Source organism: Pseudomonas sp. Sample_24 (assembly GCF_004307605.1).
GTDB lineage: Bacteria > Pseudomonadota > Gammaproteobacteria > Pseudomonadales > Pseudomonadaceae > Aquipseudomonas.
Genome location: NZ_RCNW01000080.1, coordinates 1 through 13,459, shown reverse-complemented (window position 1 = coordinate 13,459; position 13,459 = coordinate 1). Strand labels below are relative to the sequence as shown.

Genomic DNA, 13,459 nt, shown 5'->3' with positions numbered 1-13,459 from the left:
ACTGGCTCAATAAGCGATGCAGATATCGGCGAAATCCAGTTCGTGTTCGGTTTCCGGCGACTGGCCTTCATCAAACAACAGCCTGTGAATGCGCCGCGCCGATTCCTGGAACGCCACGCCGCCAAGACTGTGCAAATCGTATTGATGGCTGTGGACTTCCGCCCGCACTCGCCCCGGATGCGGTGACAGCAACAGGATGCGATTACCCACCACCAGCGCCTCTTCAATGGAGTGCGTAACGAACAGCAAGGTGAAGCGCACTTCCTCCCAGAGCAGCAGCAATTCTTCCTGCATCTTGCGTCGGGTCAACGCATCAAGGGCCGCGAAGGGCTCGTCCATCAACAGGATTTTCGGCTGCATCGCCAATGCGCGGGCGATGGCAACCCGCGCTTTCATGCCGCCCGACAAGGTGTGCGGATAAGCGTCGGCGAATGCCGCCAGCCCGACTTTCTCCAGATAGTGCAGCGCCCGTTCTTCGGCCTCTTTGCGCTTGAGGGTTTTCGAAGCCAGCAGTGGAAACATCACGTTTTGCTTGACGGTTTTCCACGGCGGCAGCTGATCGAATTCCTGGAACACCACGATCCGGTCCGGCCCCGGTGCGTCGACGCGCTGACCTTGCAAACGGATCTCGCCCTCCACGGGCTGGATGAATCCGGCAGCGGCTTTGAGCAGTGTCGACTTGCCGCAACCGGACGGCCCGAGCAGGACAAAACGGTCCGCCGGATCGATCTCGAAACTGACTTGATGGGTCGCCCGCACCACACGCTGCGGCGTGCGGTATTCGAGGCTGACGTTATCGACCGACAACAGCGCCTGGGCTGCCGTGGCCGGTTTGCTGACCGTGTGGCCTTGCAAGGGGGCATTCATGTCGATCAGCTCCCTTGCAGTGGTTTGGCGTCCTGGAAGAAGTAGTCCTTCCATGAATCGGGTTTATTTTTGATCGCGCCGACGCGGTAAAGAAACTCGGCCAAGGGGTAGGTGTTTTTCGGCGTGACGCTGAATTCGAACTGCGGGTTGTCGATGATTTTCAGCAACGCCGCGCGGTCGATTTTCGCCTTGGTGACGCGAATGTAGGTGTCGGCTGCCGCGCCTTTATCGTTCTGCGCGAACGTGGCTGCTTCGGTCAAGGCATCGATAAAGGCTTTGTAGGTTTTCGGGTTTTCGTTGCGGAATTTCTCGGTGGCGAACAGCACCGTTGGTGAGTTCGGGCCGAGCAGGTCATAGGTGTTGAGCACCACGTGCACGTTCGGATTGGCCAGTGCCTGATCCTGGAACGGCGGGTTTGAAAAGTGCCCGGTCAACTCGGTGCCGCCCGCCACCAACGCTGCCGTGGCATCCGGGTGCGGAACGGCGATGGTGTACTTGTCGAGGCGATTGAAATCCTTGTCGCCCCACTGTTTGGCGGCGGCGTATTGCAGGAAGCGCGACTGCACGGAGACACCCACGGCCGGCACCGCGATACGGTCCTTCTCGGTGAAGTCGGCAATGGTTTTGACCTTCGGATTATTGCTCACCAGGTAGTACGGAAAGTTACCCAGGGAGGCCACGGCTTTGACGTTCTGCTTGCCGTGGGTGCGATCCCAGATGGTCAGCAGTGGGCCGACACCGGCACCGGCAATGTCAATCGAGCCTGCGAGCAGCGCATCGTTGACCGCTGCACCGCCCGAGAGCTGGGTCCAGTCGACCTTGATGTCGAGGCCTTCCTGCTTGCCGTACTTCTCGATCAGGTTCTGATCGCGCACCACGTTGAGCAACAGATAAACGATGCCGAACTGTTCGGCGATGCGGATTTCACCTTCGGCCTGGGCCACGCTCGGCGCCACCAGGCTACCGGCAATCAGGCTGAAACCCAGGCCGATGGCGGCGGCCAGCGGTGTGAATGGAAGACGTTTGGACATGATCGATCTCCGGCAAATCAGAAAGGCGCGTCGCCCTGGATGGTGGTGCGATACAGCTTGCGGCGCAGATGGCTGGGGCATCCGGCGGCAAGGTGAATCAGCGAACGGTTGTCCCAGAACACCAGGTCGTGGGCCTGCCATTGATGGCGGTAGATGTTTTGCGGCAGCACGCTGTGGGCAAACAATTCGGCCAGCAGTTGCCGGCTCTCGTCCTGCGGCAGGCCGACGATGCGGGTGGTGAACCCTTCGCTGACGAACAATGCCTTGCGGCCATTTTCCGGGTGGGTGCGCACCACCGGGTGAATGACTTCCGCCACTTGGGCGAGCTGTTCCGGGGTCAGCGTCGGGCGCCAGTTGCCTTCGAATTTGCTCTCGCTGTAGCGCGCCGTGTACGAGTGCGCCGCCGAGCGGCCTTCCACCGCTTTGCGTAGCGCCAGCGGCAAATCGTCCCAGGCTTTGTGCATATCGGCGAACAGCGTGTCGCCGCCCTCGGATGGCAGTTCCTGGGCATGCAGCATCGAACCCAGGCTCGGCAGTTCCTTGTAGGAGAGATCGGAATGCCAGAACTTGCCGGCATCACCGAGGCCAATGTTCTGGCCGTTTTCGACAATGTTGGAAACGATGAGGATTTCCGGGTGGTTGGCCAACAAAAACTGCTTGAGCACATGGATCTGCAGCACGCCAAAACGGCGGCTGAAATCGATCTGTTGTTCGGGGGTGATGCGCTGGTCGCGGAACACCACCACATGATGATCCAGGTGGGCGCGATGGATGCGGGCGAAGTCCTGATCATTGATCGGGCGGGACAAATCCAGGCCGATGATTTCGGCGCCCACTGCGCCGCTGAACGGGCGAACTTCAAAGTGTTGTGGCGCGATGGCTGGCGCTGCGGATACGGCTGCTGACATAAATCACTCCCACGCACGGCACGCTCAAGGGCGCGCGCGACGATCAGAAACTCACGGATATCGTGTTGGTTCGTGTCGTGCGGCGCGCCGATTGGTCGGCAGGTACGCAGGTGGTTGACTTTATAGATATAAGAAAAGGAATTTAAATACCGTTAGCGAATAACCATATGGCTGAATTCGCCTATGCTGCTGACAGCATGACGCGGTTCTCTGTGAGGAATGTTCCATGTTCTACGTGCAACGCGATACAGCCGGGCAACTGCTGCGCGTCGAAGCCCAAGACTACGCCGAAGCCACGGAAACGCTGCCGGCCGACCATCCTGACCTCCAGGCCTGGTTTGCCAATGAACTGATGAACACAAGCCTCAACCAGCTCCAGCAGATCAAACAGCTCAAGCAATTGCGCAAGAGCGACCTGGAAATGATCCGGGTCATCGACGATTTGATCGAAGTGCTGATCAACAAAGGTGTGATCCTCGTCACCGACCTGCCGGCGCCGGCACAGGCCAAACTCATGGACCGCAGCCAGGCGCGGGAGGCGTTGGGTGGGTTGAGTCATTTGGTGGATGATGATGAGGATGGGGTGATCTGAGTTTTTTATTGCCTGTACTGACGCCATCGCGGGCAAGTCGAAAGCGGCATTACAGACGACAAATAATTAAAGCCCTACCCCCAAGGCCTCGGCTCACCTACCAACCGCCCCTGAACCCCATACACCCCCAACTCGCGAATCACCGCCAGTTCGCCCTCGGTCTCGACCCGTTCGGCAATCAACGGCAGATCAATGCTGTGGGCCGCCCGTTGAACAGCCTCGATGAACAAGCGCTTGTCGCTCTCCTGATCAATCGCACGGATGTAGCTGCCATCGATTTTCAAGTACGCCAGCCCCAGCCGCGCCAGGTTGCCGATCATGCTGAAGCGCCCGCCAAAACGTTGCAGGCTCAACGTGAACCCGAGCTCGCGCAGGCGCCGTGTCAGATCTTCAAGCACGGCCTGGTCCGGCAGTTGTTCTTCGCCGATTTCCAGGGTCAGTCGCGGCCCTAGATTGGAATGCGAGCGCAGCAGCTCGAACAGCGCATTCAATGCCTGTGGATCTTCAACGGTTGCCGAAGACAGGTTCAGTGCCAGGGTCGATTCGTGGTCGGCCATCTGTTCCAGCACTAACTCCAACATCAGGCGATCCAGTCGCGCCGTCCAGTCGAACCGCTCCAGCCACGGCAGAAAGCGCCCTGCCGGAATGCTCTGGCCCTGATCGTCGATCAACCGTGACAGCACTTTGTAGTGCAGCACCAATTGCGTGTCCTGGCTGGCCACCACCGGTTGAAAAAACAAGGTGAAGCGCCGCTGCTTCAGCGCCTGATCCAGCAGATCGTGCCAGGCATGATGATCGTCGCCGACACCGGCCAAAGCGCTCTGGTCAAGGCAGACCCAGTTCGAATCACCCAGGCCTTCAGCTTGCGCCAACGCCTGATCCGCCAATGCGAGCACGGATGGCGGGGCGTCGCCATAAACAAATGGCGCCAACCCGATCGCGGCCGCCTTGGTCACGTCCGTCGCTCCGGTCGCGTGCAGGCTGGTCATGGCGCTGTCGAGGTGCTGCGCCAACTGCAACGCTTCTTCGCGCACCAGCCCCGGCGCCAGCACGGCAAATTCACCACCACGAATGCGTGTGACCAAGTTCAGGGTTTCCGGGTATCGGGCGCACTCCCTGGAAAGTTGCTCGCCGACCGCCTGCAACAATTCGTCTGTACGTTGCCCACCCAGGCGCTGGTTGAGGCCCGCCAGATCCTGAACCCGTAACAACAGCAAATAACCAGAGCTGGCCTGTTCAGGGTTACTCACCCGCGCATGCAATTGCATCTCGAAATATCGCCGGTTGGCCAGCCCGGTCAAATTGTCCTGATAAGACTCCGCCCGCAGTTTTTCACTGCGCTCGGCCTGTTCCCGAAAGAGCGCCTTGAGCTTCTCGACCATCTGATTCATCGCCTGCACCACGCGCCGTAATTCAGGGGTACGCGGCAGGTCGGGCAAGCTGAGAAACTCGCGACGGGCGATGGCGTGGGACTGCCGGACCATGTAATCCAGCGGTTTCAACTGGCGCCGCAACAACAGCGCACCCAGTATCGCGCTGACCACCCCACAGAGCAGCAACCACGCCAGACTGCCCAACGCGCTCTGCCACAGTTTGGCCAGGGCGAACATGGGGTGGCTGACCACTTCGACCCGCGCGGCCTGCTCCCAGCCACGGCTGACGATCGCGTCGCCACCGGCAGGTTCCAGCCCGATCAATTTGACGAACCAGGCCGGGACGTCGGTGTCGGCCGGGATGCCACTGCGCTCGACCAACGTCTTGTCGTTTGCCAGATCGACCACGCGAATGCTCGCGTAATAGCCGCTGTCGAAAATCGAACTGACCAGCAACTCAGTCATTGCCGGATCATCGATGTTCGGCGTCAGGGACAGCGCCAGCGCCGTAGCGGCGTCCTGGGCATGGGAGCGCAGCTGATTGACGTACTGAGTTCGCGAACTCTCCAGGCTGACCATGAAGCTACCGGTGAAGGCGATGACCAGGAACAGACAGATTGCGATCAACAGCTGTTTGAACAATGACATCTGTGGGCGGCTCCTAGTTAATCGACTCGACCGGAAATCCTTCGGCCTGCATTTTTTTCAGCACGTCCTGCCAACGAGACAGACGCTTGCTGTCACTGACCCTCTGGTTGCCCTTGGCACCGGGCAACCACAACCCGTTTGCATTGAAAGAGTAGACCGGCAACAGATCCGTTCGTTGGCTGGCTGGCCGGATATCATCGATCAGGCTGTCGAGCACCAGCGGCATGGCCTGGGGGCTCGCGTAATAGGTCAAGACCATGTGCGCACGATTCAATTGCAGCGCCTTCACGTAGGTGATGCGCAGCTTGTCACTGGCAACGCCCAGATGACGCAAGCTGAAATACTTGGCGATAGCGTAGTCCTCGCAATCGCCCGCGCCTTTGAACAGGGCTTCGATCGGCGTTTCCCAGTAATCGGCCTGATGCCACAGGTCGGCATCTTCGACGTAGCGTATGCGCTGGTTGAAGAACCGGTTGACCCGGTCGAGCTGTTCCAGTTCGCTGGCCTTGCTCTGGCTGGCCAGCAAGTATTGCCAGTCATCAATACGCTGCTGACCTTCGCCCAAAGGTCCGTACAATGCCTGCGCCCGGCGGCTGATCGACGAGAAATCCCAATCGCCCAGTACATCGCCCAGCATTACACCGGCCAACAGCATCGCACCGCACAGCCAGCACAACATCCGGGGTATCGGGAAACGTACTGCCAATGCGCGGCATCCAGGGTAGACAGTTGGAAGTCGGTTGATGGTGTAGGTTAATCCGCTAAAAAACAATGGCACGGTGAGATCACCAAGGGCGCGCTAGACTCAAAGAAAGCGCTGCGTTGCGCGTTTGACAAGCCTCCAGGCAGTTACTAGTGTCAGTTGGATCCAAAAAACCAAATAGCCAATCAGGGTGCGTAGTAGTGACACAAAAGCCCAATCCGCTCAGCAGTATCAAGGTCAACGGGCCGATTCCCGCTCACTTGGCTCGCTCAGTCATCGAGGAAACCCTGCGTTCGGCGATTCTCGATGGTCGCCTGCCCTGCGGCATCGCTCTGCGCCAGCAAGATCTGGCCGACCTCTTCGGTGTCAGCCGTATGCCGGTGCGCGAAGCCCTGCGTCAGCTCGAAGCACAGGCGCTGCTCAACGTGGTCGCCCATAAAGGCGCGGTTGTCGCGCCGCTGATTCAAGGCGACGCTGCGGAAACCTATGCCCTGCGGATACTGTTGGAGTCCGAGGCGCTGCGCATGTCGGTGCCGCTGTTGGAGATTGCTGACCTCGAACAGGCCGCCCGTTATATCGATGAGCTGGAAACCGAACACGACTACAGCGAAATCGGCCGGCTCAATCGCCTGTTCCACATGTCGCTGTACAGCAAGGCACCCAATAAGCGCCTGCTGAAACTGGTGGAAGATGGCTTGAACGAGGAAGAACGCTTCCTGCGCTTCAATCTGGAAGCAATGGGCCTGGGTAAATTGTCCCAGGAAGACCACCGGGCCATGTTGCATGCTGCCCAAGAGCGGGATGTCGACAGTTCGGTGAAGTTGCTGGTTCATCACCTCAATCGTGGCGTCGAGGTCATCACCCGTTACCTCGCCAGCCCTGAAGCCCAAAGTCGAAAACTCTCCAAGTAAAACAGTGATGAGGGAGCTTGCTCCCTTTCCGTCATGCCGCGCCCAGCCCGCTTGAAACCGAACGATCCACTTACAAATTTCCCATCCCCTTATGCCCTCTCCGATTCCCGAATTCGGTGATAGCGGCTGTCTTGAATTACGCTCACTCCTGGGGTGCCGACAACCCATGAACGGGGCGACGCATCGCAATTAAGCAGCAGCCCCCCGCACCAGGAACCTACGGAAGGAGCCTTGCCACGGGAACAGGAGAGTCGGCGCTATTCCCGGCGAACTTCCCCCTCATATCACTTCAACGATTTAACCCAGAATGTTGCTTCGAGTGAGGCATTCACTCTTTATTAAAATTCTGACTTTTAAAAGACGGAAGGAGCAACTACGACCAAATAAAACTTATTCAAAAAGTCTTATAGAAACTTGCCACGCCCGAAAAAGTTGAACTTTCAAATATCTGAAAAATAACTTGCCCGACACTTAATTTGTGTACTAGTTTTTCCAGGCCGACATATGGCGCCGGCTGAGAAGCCACAGCAGCAGCCCTTACAGCACCTTAACAAAATCATTCAGATTGAGGCATTCGCTCGCCACAAGAAAACTTTTACCAACAATAAAGAGTGACCACTCCTTCATACCAGACAACTAAAGGCTCGCCGATGAAACCAACCAAAGAGCATCTTGAACAAAAAAAATCGCAACTGAGTGCGCACCCGATATTCTCCGAAATACACTCACTTCCAGTATTGCGGCGTTTTATGGAAACCCATGTTTTTGCGGTTTGGGATTTCATGTCGCTGACCAAACGACTGCAACAGGAGCTGACCTGTACGCAATTGCCCTGGCTCCCGCCACGCGACCCGCAGGCGGCACGATTGATCAACGAGATCGTACTGGGCGAAGAGTCCGATGACCGCCCCGCTCAAGGCCACTACAGCCATTTCGAGTTGTACCTGGATGCCATGCGCGAAGTCGGCGCGAGTACGACCGCCGTCGAGCGGTTTGTGGCGCTGCAGCAGGAAGGCGTGAGCTATGAAGTAGCGTTGCAAAGTATCAAGGTGAACCCGGCGGCCGCGCGGTTCGTGCGCCATACGCTGCACACCGCCTTGCATGCGCCTGGCCACAGTGTCGCAGCGGCATTTCTGCATGGCCGCGAGAGTGTGATTCCACAAATGTTCCAGCGCATCCTCGACGACTGGGGTATCGGTATCGAACAAGCCCCGACATTTCGCTACTACCTGGAACGCCACATCGAGGTCGACGCTGAAGACCACGGCCCCGCTGCAGAACGACTGCTCGCGCGACTGGTCGACAGCGACCCGCAACGCGAAGCAGACGTGTACGCCAGCGCCATCGCCGCCGTAGACAGTCGCATCGCTCTGTGGGACGGCTTGCGCCTGAGCATGAACGAGCCTCTGGCGGAGGTGAACCCATGAACGCCGCCGACTATCTGTCGTTCGCCGATGCCTGGGAGAGCCGCGCCACCATCCGCACACGCCCGCGTCGCCTGCTGGAGAACGACGACAGGCTGATTTATCCGCTGAGCCGGCAACCGCTGGTTCTCAGCCAGACGTTTGTGCGCGAGTGCCCGGAGCAGCGCGACTTCGCCCTGGTGCAGACGCTCTACAAATTCATCAATGACGTGGTGATCTTCGAAACGGAAATCGTCGACAAGACCGCCCGTAGCATTGCCAAGAATCGCTTCGCCGTGGCATTCCCGTTCGCCTGTCGCTACGACGCCATGACGGTGGTGGTCGATGAGGATTACCACGCGTTGGTCGCCATGGATTTCATGCAGCAGGCCATCGCCATGACTGGCATCACACCCATCGGGCTGCCTGAAGAAATCGAGTTGAGCCGGGCGATCCCGGCAGCCATCGCTATGGCACCGGAACACCTGCGCAGCGCTGTGGAGCTGATTTGCGTGGCGATTGCCGAAAACACCGTGACCGGTGACGTTGCCGCGTTCGCCAAGGACGATACCGTCAAGCAGTCGATCAAGGGCTTGATGGCCGACCACTTGCTCGACGAGGGCCGGCACTCCGGATTCTGGTCGCGGATGGTGCGCATCTACTGGCACACCGCAAGCGCAGACGACCGAGAGTGCATCGCGCGAATCCTCCCGGTGTTCATCGGCCACTACCTGACCAACGACATCCAGAAGGCCTTTGACTTCCAACTGATCGACGCTTTGCAGATCAGCGATGCCGCGCGCCAATCCCTCAAGAATGAGGTGTCCGGCCTGGCCTTCCCGATCAATCGCCATCACCCGCTGGTCGCCAACATCGTGCGGTTTTTCCGCAGCAGTTCGCTGCTCGATTCGCCGTGCGTGCAAAGCGCCTTGAGTGACTATTTGCTTTGACGAGGAACCTGTCATGAGACGTCTCGAAATTCTGCTTGCCGGCCACAGCCAGGCCCTGACCGACCTGGCGCTGGAACTCGAACAACACGGTCATGCACTGACACGGGTAACGACAATCGATGCACCCTTGCCGGAGCATCTGGATCTGATGATCGATGATGCCAGCCTGAACCCGCTTGTTTTCAGTCCTGCACCGCGCCTGACGCTGCAACTGGGCATCGGCCCTTCGCCAGCTTCAGGATTATCGCCGCTGGATCTGTTATTCACCGTTGATGCGACTTTGGTCAGTCGCGTGCCGATTGCCGATGAACCCTCGGGCAATGGTCAGGCACTGCGTCTGCGCGCAATCAAGGAACTGGTGGATCACGTCGCCCTGCTGGTCAGTCGCTACTCCCGCGACGCTGAGTATTTCCTGCTTGCACAACCGGCCATTTGCCCTCACTTCGCAACGTTCGAAAACCTGCTGTATCTCGACAGCCTCGCTTACATCCATCGCCGTAATGCAACCGCTGCACCATGGCTGCTGGAGCTCGCCGAAATACCGATGATCGAACGGCTTGAACAGCGTTTCATTCAGAGTGCCGACAGGCCTGCGTTGACCGTTGCCGGGACCACCCTCGACTATCGCCAGTTGCACACCCTGAGCCGTGCTATCGAGCAGCGATTGCAGCCCTTGCTCAGCCAGCATGAAGCCCCGTTGGTGGTGGGAATCTGCCTGCCGAAATGCAGCGCGTTGTACGCAGGGATCCTGGCGATTCTGGGCAGCGGCGCGGTGTATTTACCCCTGGAACCAAGCCATCCGCTGCAACGTCAGCGGTTCATCCTGTCAAATGCCGGCGCGGTGTTACTCCTGCATGACGGTCGGCATCCGCTTGCCGCGCAAATGCCGGGAATCGATATCACTTCGATCGATGCCAGCGACGTCAATCTTGAGCAACCGTTGATGCGTCAACGCCCCGTGCTTGAGGCGCCGTGCATGGCCCTCTACACATCGGGAACCACCGGCCAGCCCAAAGGCGTGTTGCTCAGCCAGGCCAATCTTGCTCACTTCACCGCATGGTATGCCGACTATGTGCAGCTGACCGAAGCGAGTCGGGTTCTGCAATTTTCCTCACTGAGCTTTGACTCATCGCTGATCGATATTTTCCCGACGCTGCTGCAGGGTGCCGAATTGATCGTGCCTGCTGAAGACCAGCGCCGCGATCCGCTGCAACTGGTGGAGCTGATCCGTCTTCGGCAACTGAGCCACGCCTTTTTGCCACCAGCGCTGCTGAGCATTCTGCCGCTGGAGTCATTGCACAACCTCGAACACGTGATGACGGGTGGTGATGTCTGCGAGCCGTGGGTGATCCAGCAACTGACTCGCCAAGGCAATCTCCACAACCTCTATGGCCCCACCGAAGCCACCGTGCTGATTACTGCGCGGCAGTTGCAAAGAGATGACAACAACCGGACCCTCGGCGATCCGATCGCCAACAGTCAGGTGCTGATCCTCGATGATGATTTGCAACCGGTGACAGAGCATGCCGTCGGTGAGTTGTACATCGCAGGGCCCGGTGTGTGCCTGGGTTATCTGAACAACCCGCAGCAGACCGCCGAACGCTATCTGACCCTGACGTTGCCTGATGGCCAGCACTTGCGTGTCTATCGCACCGGGGACATGGCGAAGTGGACGAACGAAGGGATCGAGCTGTGCGGACGGCGCGACAATCAGGTAAAGATTCGCGGTTTCCGAGTCGAGCCAGAAGAGATCGAACGCTGCCTGCGCGACAGCCAGTTGTACCGCCAAGTGGCGGTGGTGATCGACAGCCATCGTCGAATCCTGGCCTTCCTTGCACAGCCTCAAGAACACCATGGCGGTATGGCGCGCAATGCGCTGAAGGCTCACGCCATGCAGTATCTGCCGGAGTACATGCAGCCGGTGGCGTGGACCGAACTGGCGGGCATGCCGTACGCCAGCAACGGTAAGGTCGATCGCAAAGCGCTGCTGGCGCTGCCGGTCAGTGTCAGCGAAAACACCCCGCGACGCCTGCCGGTCAATGCCGATGAAGCGCTGCTGCTGGAGATCTGGGCCGATCTGCTGGAGTTGCCGGCCGGCGATATTTCCACCGATGAAAGCTTCTTCAATCTGGGAGGTCACTCCATCCTGTTGTCGCGCATGCTCCTGCGTTTGCGCGAAGAATTCGGTCGCAGCATATCGATCAACCGCTTCATCGAACTGCCTACCATCACCAAGCTTGCGACACTGGTGCGGGGTTCAGGCCGTGAAGAAGTATTGAGCGACCGAGCCTTGGCCGATGCCTCTCGCGAACTGCATGTGCAGCCATTGCCCATCAGCCGTCTGGGCGATGTACACAAAGTCATCGTCACCGGCGCCAACAGTTTCGTCGGGGTGCACATCGTCGAAGCGCTGTTGGGGTGGGGTGCCAGTGAAGTCGCTTGTCTGGTCCGCGACGGCAACGGGCAAACGGCGGCTGAGCGGTTTGCTCAGGCGTTGCGTGAGAACCGCCTGGAGCATCTGGACCTGAGTCGGGTGCGGGTGTACGCGGCAGATATCACCCAGCCAGGCCTGGGGCTGGCCGACGAGGACTACCTGCGCCTGGATCGAGAGTTCGGCGCCTTGGTGCACAACGCCGCCAACGTCAATCACGTACTCGATTACCAATCGCTGGCGCGGGACAACGTCGAGCCGATTTTCGAATGCCTGCGGCTTTGCGAAGGACACAGCAAAAAGATCTTCAACTTCGTCTCGACGCTCTCGGCTTCCAGCGCGGTTTCCGCAGATGGCAAGGTACTGGAGCTGCCCGCCGCGCAGACTCCACCCATCTACATCAAGAACGGCTACAACCTGTCCAAATGGGTCGGCGAGCGGATCCTGCAACGGGCGCGGGAGCGCGGTGTGCAAGTCAATATCTATCGCCCCGGCAACATCAGCTTCAACAGCCTTACAGGCGTCTGCCAGCCACACAAGAACCGTTTGATGTTGATGCTCAAAGGCTCGATCCAACTGGGCCAGGTGCCGGAGTTCGCGCTGAATTTCGATCTGATGCCGGTGGACTTCCTCGCCCGCTTCATCGCCTTCCATGCCAGCCGCTATCAGTCGGAAAAAGCGGTGTTCAACCTGCACAACCCCGAGCCCCTGAGCTGGGACCGATACGTGGCGTCGTTTCGTGAAGCCGGGCAGGAATTTTCATTGGTCAGCGTTGCAGACTGGCAGCAGCAACTGGCTCGGGTCGACAGCGATAACGCGCTGTTCGGCGTGCTCGGCTTCTACCTCAACGGCTTTGAAGAAGACATCGGCGACATCTCGATGATCGGTCACGACAACGCCCAGGCCGGTGTGTGGCAGATGGGCGCGTGTTATCCGGAAAAGACCACGGCGCTGCTGCGCCGTGGCTGCGACTACCTCAAGGAAATCAATTTCATCTGAGTCATCCCAACCCGCACGGAGCAAAACCATGAGCACTCTGCAACCCGATACCCTGATCCAAAATCCACAAGGCTGCCACGTTGTATCCTCGGTGGAAATCCCTGCCGAGGCCGCACGGGTCTGGGCCGTTGTCGGCAACTTTGCCGGCTTCGACCGATTCATACCTGCGCTGTCGCACATTGAAATGACGGGTGAGGGAGTGGCTTCCCTGCGCAAAAAGCACTTCAGGGACGGCAACCTTGTCGTCGAGCAACTCAACTCCCACGACGATCACACGATGAGCATGACCTGGACCACGATCTACAACACCCTGGGTGTGGCCAATCTGTGGGCGGCGATGCAGGTGACTCCCATTGATTCAGGCAAATCCGTTGCGACCTGGACGATCATCGCCGAACCGGCGCAGGGAGGTGCTGACGCGATGCCAGGGTTCCAGGCGTTCGTCCAGGGCTTTGCCGATGATGCGATGAACAATGTGTTGAAGTTATTTGTATAAGGCTTTTGTTTTGCGGTGACCGCCAACGGCTTTTGGCTGCCCTGAAACGACAAAACCCCTGTCTGCGTTAGCAGACAGGGGTTTTGAATTTGAATCTTGACGATGACCTACTCTCACATGGGGAAACCCCACACTACCATCGGCGAT

At 58.7% G+C, this 13,459-nt stretch carries 11 protein-coding genes; 6 read left to right on the top strand and 5 right to left on the bottom strand.

The window, feature by feature from the left end; genetic code table 11:
* Window positions 1-6: 6 nt before the first annotated feature.
* The 3 genes from D8V06_RS03675 to D8V06_RS03665 are packed head-to-tail and all read right to left on the bottom strand — an operon-like array spanning window position 7 to window position 2,806.
* A complete protein-coding gene (locus D8V06_RS03675; protein WP_130930455.1) occupies window positions 7-867 on the bottom strand; it encodes an ABC transporter ATP-binding protein in 861 nt (286 codons plus the stop codon).
* Window positions 868-872: 5 nt separating this feature from the next.
* Entirely contained in the window at window positions 873-1,898 is a 1,026-nt protein-coding gene (locus D8V06_RS03670) for an ABC transporter substrate-binding protein (protein ID WP_056852037.1), read from the bottom strand.
* Window positions 1,899-1,915: 17 nt separating this feature from the next.
* Window positions 1,916-2,806, bottom strand: a complete 891-nt coding sequence (locus D8V06_RS03665; RefSeq protein WP_130930454.1) for a TauD/TfdA family dioxygenase — start codon at window positions 2,804-2,806, stop codon at window positions 1,916-1,918.
* Window positions 2,807-3,032: 226 nt separating this feature from the next.
* Between D8V06_RS03665 and D8V06_RS03660 the strand changes: the two genes are divergently transcribed.
* Window positions 3,033-3,398: a hypothetical protein gene (locus D8V06_RS03660; protein WP_056852035.1), complete on the top strand. Its 366-nt coding sequence runs from the start codon at window positions 3,033-3,035 to the stop codon at window positions 3,396-3,398.
* Between the two features lie 74 nt (window positions 3,399-3,472).
* Here the strand turns inward: D8V06_RS03660 and lapD are convergent, their stop codons facing one another.
* Together lapD and lapG are read right to left on the bottom strand one after the other, a co-directional pair.
* Window positions 3,473-5,419 carry a cyclic di-GMP receptor LapD gene (gene lapD, locus D8V06_RS03655; RefSeq protein WP_130930453.1) on the bottom strand — a complete coding sequence of 649 codons (1,947 nt, stop codon included), beginning with the start codon at window positions 5,417-5,419 and terminating at the stop codon, window positions 3,473-3,475.
* A gap of 13 nt (window positions 5,420-5,432) precedes the next feature.
* Window positions 5,433-6,125, bottom strand: coding sequence for a cysteine protease LapG (lapG, locus tag D8V06_RS03650; protein WP_130930452.1), 693 nt, complete (start codon window positions 6,123-6,125; stop codon window positions 5,433-5,435).
* A 197-nt stretch (window positions 6,126-6,322) separates the two neighbouring features.
* On the opposite strand from lapG, the gene D8V06_RS03645 reads away from it, so the two are divergent.
* The 5 genes from D8V06_RS03645 (at window position 6,323) to D8V06_RS03625 (ending at window position 13,312) form a co-directional block, all read left to right on the top strand.
* Window positions 6,323-7,033, top strand: coding sequence for a GntR family transcriptional regulator (locus D8V06_RS03645; protein WP_056852031.1), 711 nt, complete (start codon window positions 6,323-6,325; stop codon window positions 7,031-7,033).
* A 650-nt stretch (window positions 7,034-7,683) separates the two neighbouring features.
* Window positions 7,684-8,460 (top strand): DUF3050 domain-containing protein, encoded by a 777-nt coding sequence (locus D8V06_RS03640; protein WP_130930451.1) that lies wholly within the window; start codon window positions 7,684-7,686, stop codon window positions 8,458-8,460.
* On the top strand, window positions 8,457-9,386 hold the full coding sequence (locus D8V06_RS03635; protein WP_056852029.1) for a diiron oxygenase: 930 nt from the start codon (window positions 8,457-8,459) through the stop codon (window positions 9,384-9,386). The genes D8V06_RS03640 and D8V06_RS03635 overlap by 4 nt, the downstream gene beginning before the upstream one ends.
* Before the next feature lie 13 nt (window positions 9,387-9,399).
* A complete protein-coding gene (locus tag D8V06_RS03630) occupies window positions 9,400-12,816 on the top strand; it encodes a non-ribosomal peptide synthetase (RefSeq protein ID WP_130930450.1) in 3,417 nt (1,138 codons plus the stop codon).
* 28 nt (window positions 12,817-12,844) lie between these two features.
* Window positions 12,845-13,312, top strand: coding sequence for an SRPBCC family protein (locus D8V06_RS03625; RefSeq protein WP_130904537.1), 468 nt, complete (start codon window positions 12,845-12,847; stop codon window positions 13,310-13,312).
* Window positions 13,313-13,459 lie beyond the last annotated feature (147 nt).

Excerpts from the sequence above, each read along its gene's own strand:
- D8V06_RS03630 (WP_130930450.1), top strand. The coding sequence starts at position 9,400 with ATGAGACGTCTCGAAATTCTGCTTGCCGGCCACAGCCAGGCCCTGACC.
- D8V06_RS03675 (WP_130930455.1), bottom strand. The coding sequence starts at position 867 with ATGAATGCCCCCTTGCAAGGCCACACGGTCAGCAAACCGGCCACGGCA.
- D8V06_RS03660 (WP_056852035.1), top strand. The coding sequence starts at position 3,033 with ATGTTCTACGTGCAACGCGATACAGCCGGGCAACTGCTGCGCGTCGAA.
- D8V06_RS03670 (WP_056852037.1), bottom strand. The coding sequence starts at position 1,898 with ATGTCCAAACGTCTTCCATTCACACCGCTGGCCGCCGCCATCGGCCTG.
- lapD (WP_130930453.1), bottom strand. The coding sequence starts at position 5,419 with ATGTCATTGTTCAAACAGCTGTTGATCGCAATCTGTCTGTTCCTGGTC.
- D8V06_RS03665 (WP_130930454.1), bottom strand. The coding sequence starts at position 2,806 with ATGTCAGCAGCCGTATCCGCAGCGCCAGCCATCGCGCCACAACACTTT.
- D8V06_RS03640 (WP_130930451.1), top strand. The coding sequence starts at position 7,684 with ATGAAACCAACCAAAGAGCATCTTGAACAAAAAAAATCGCAACTGAGT.
- D8V06_RS03625 (WP_130904537.1), top strand. The coding sequence starts at position 12,845 with ATGAGCACTCTGCAACCCGATACCCTGATCCAAAATCCACAAGGCTGC.
- D8V06_RS03635 (WP_056852029.1), top strand. The coding sequence starts at position 8,457 with ATGAACGCCGCCGACTATCTGTCGTTCGCCGATGCCTGGGAGAGCCGC.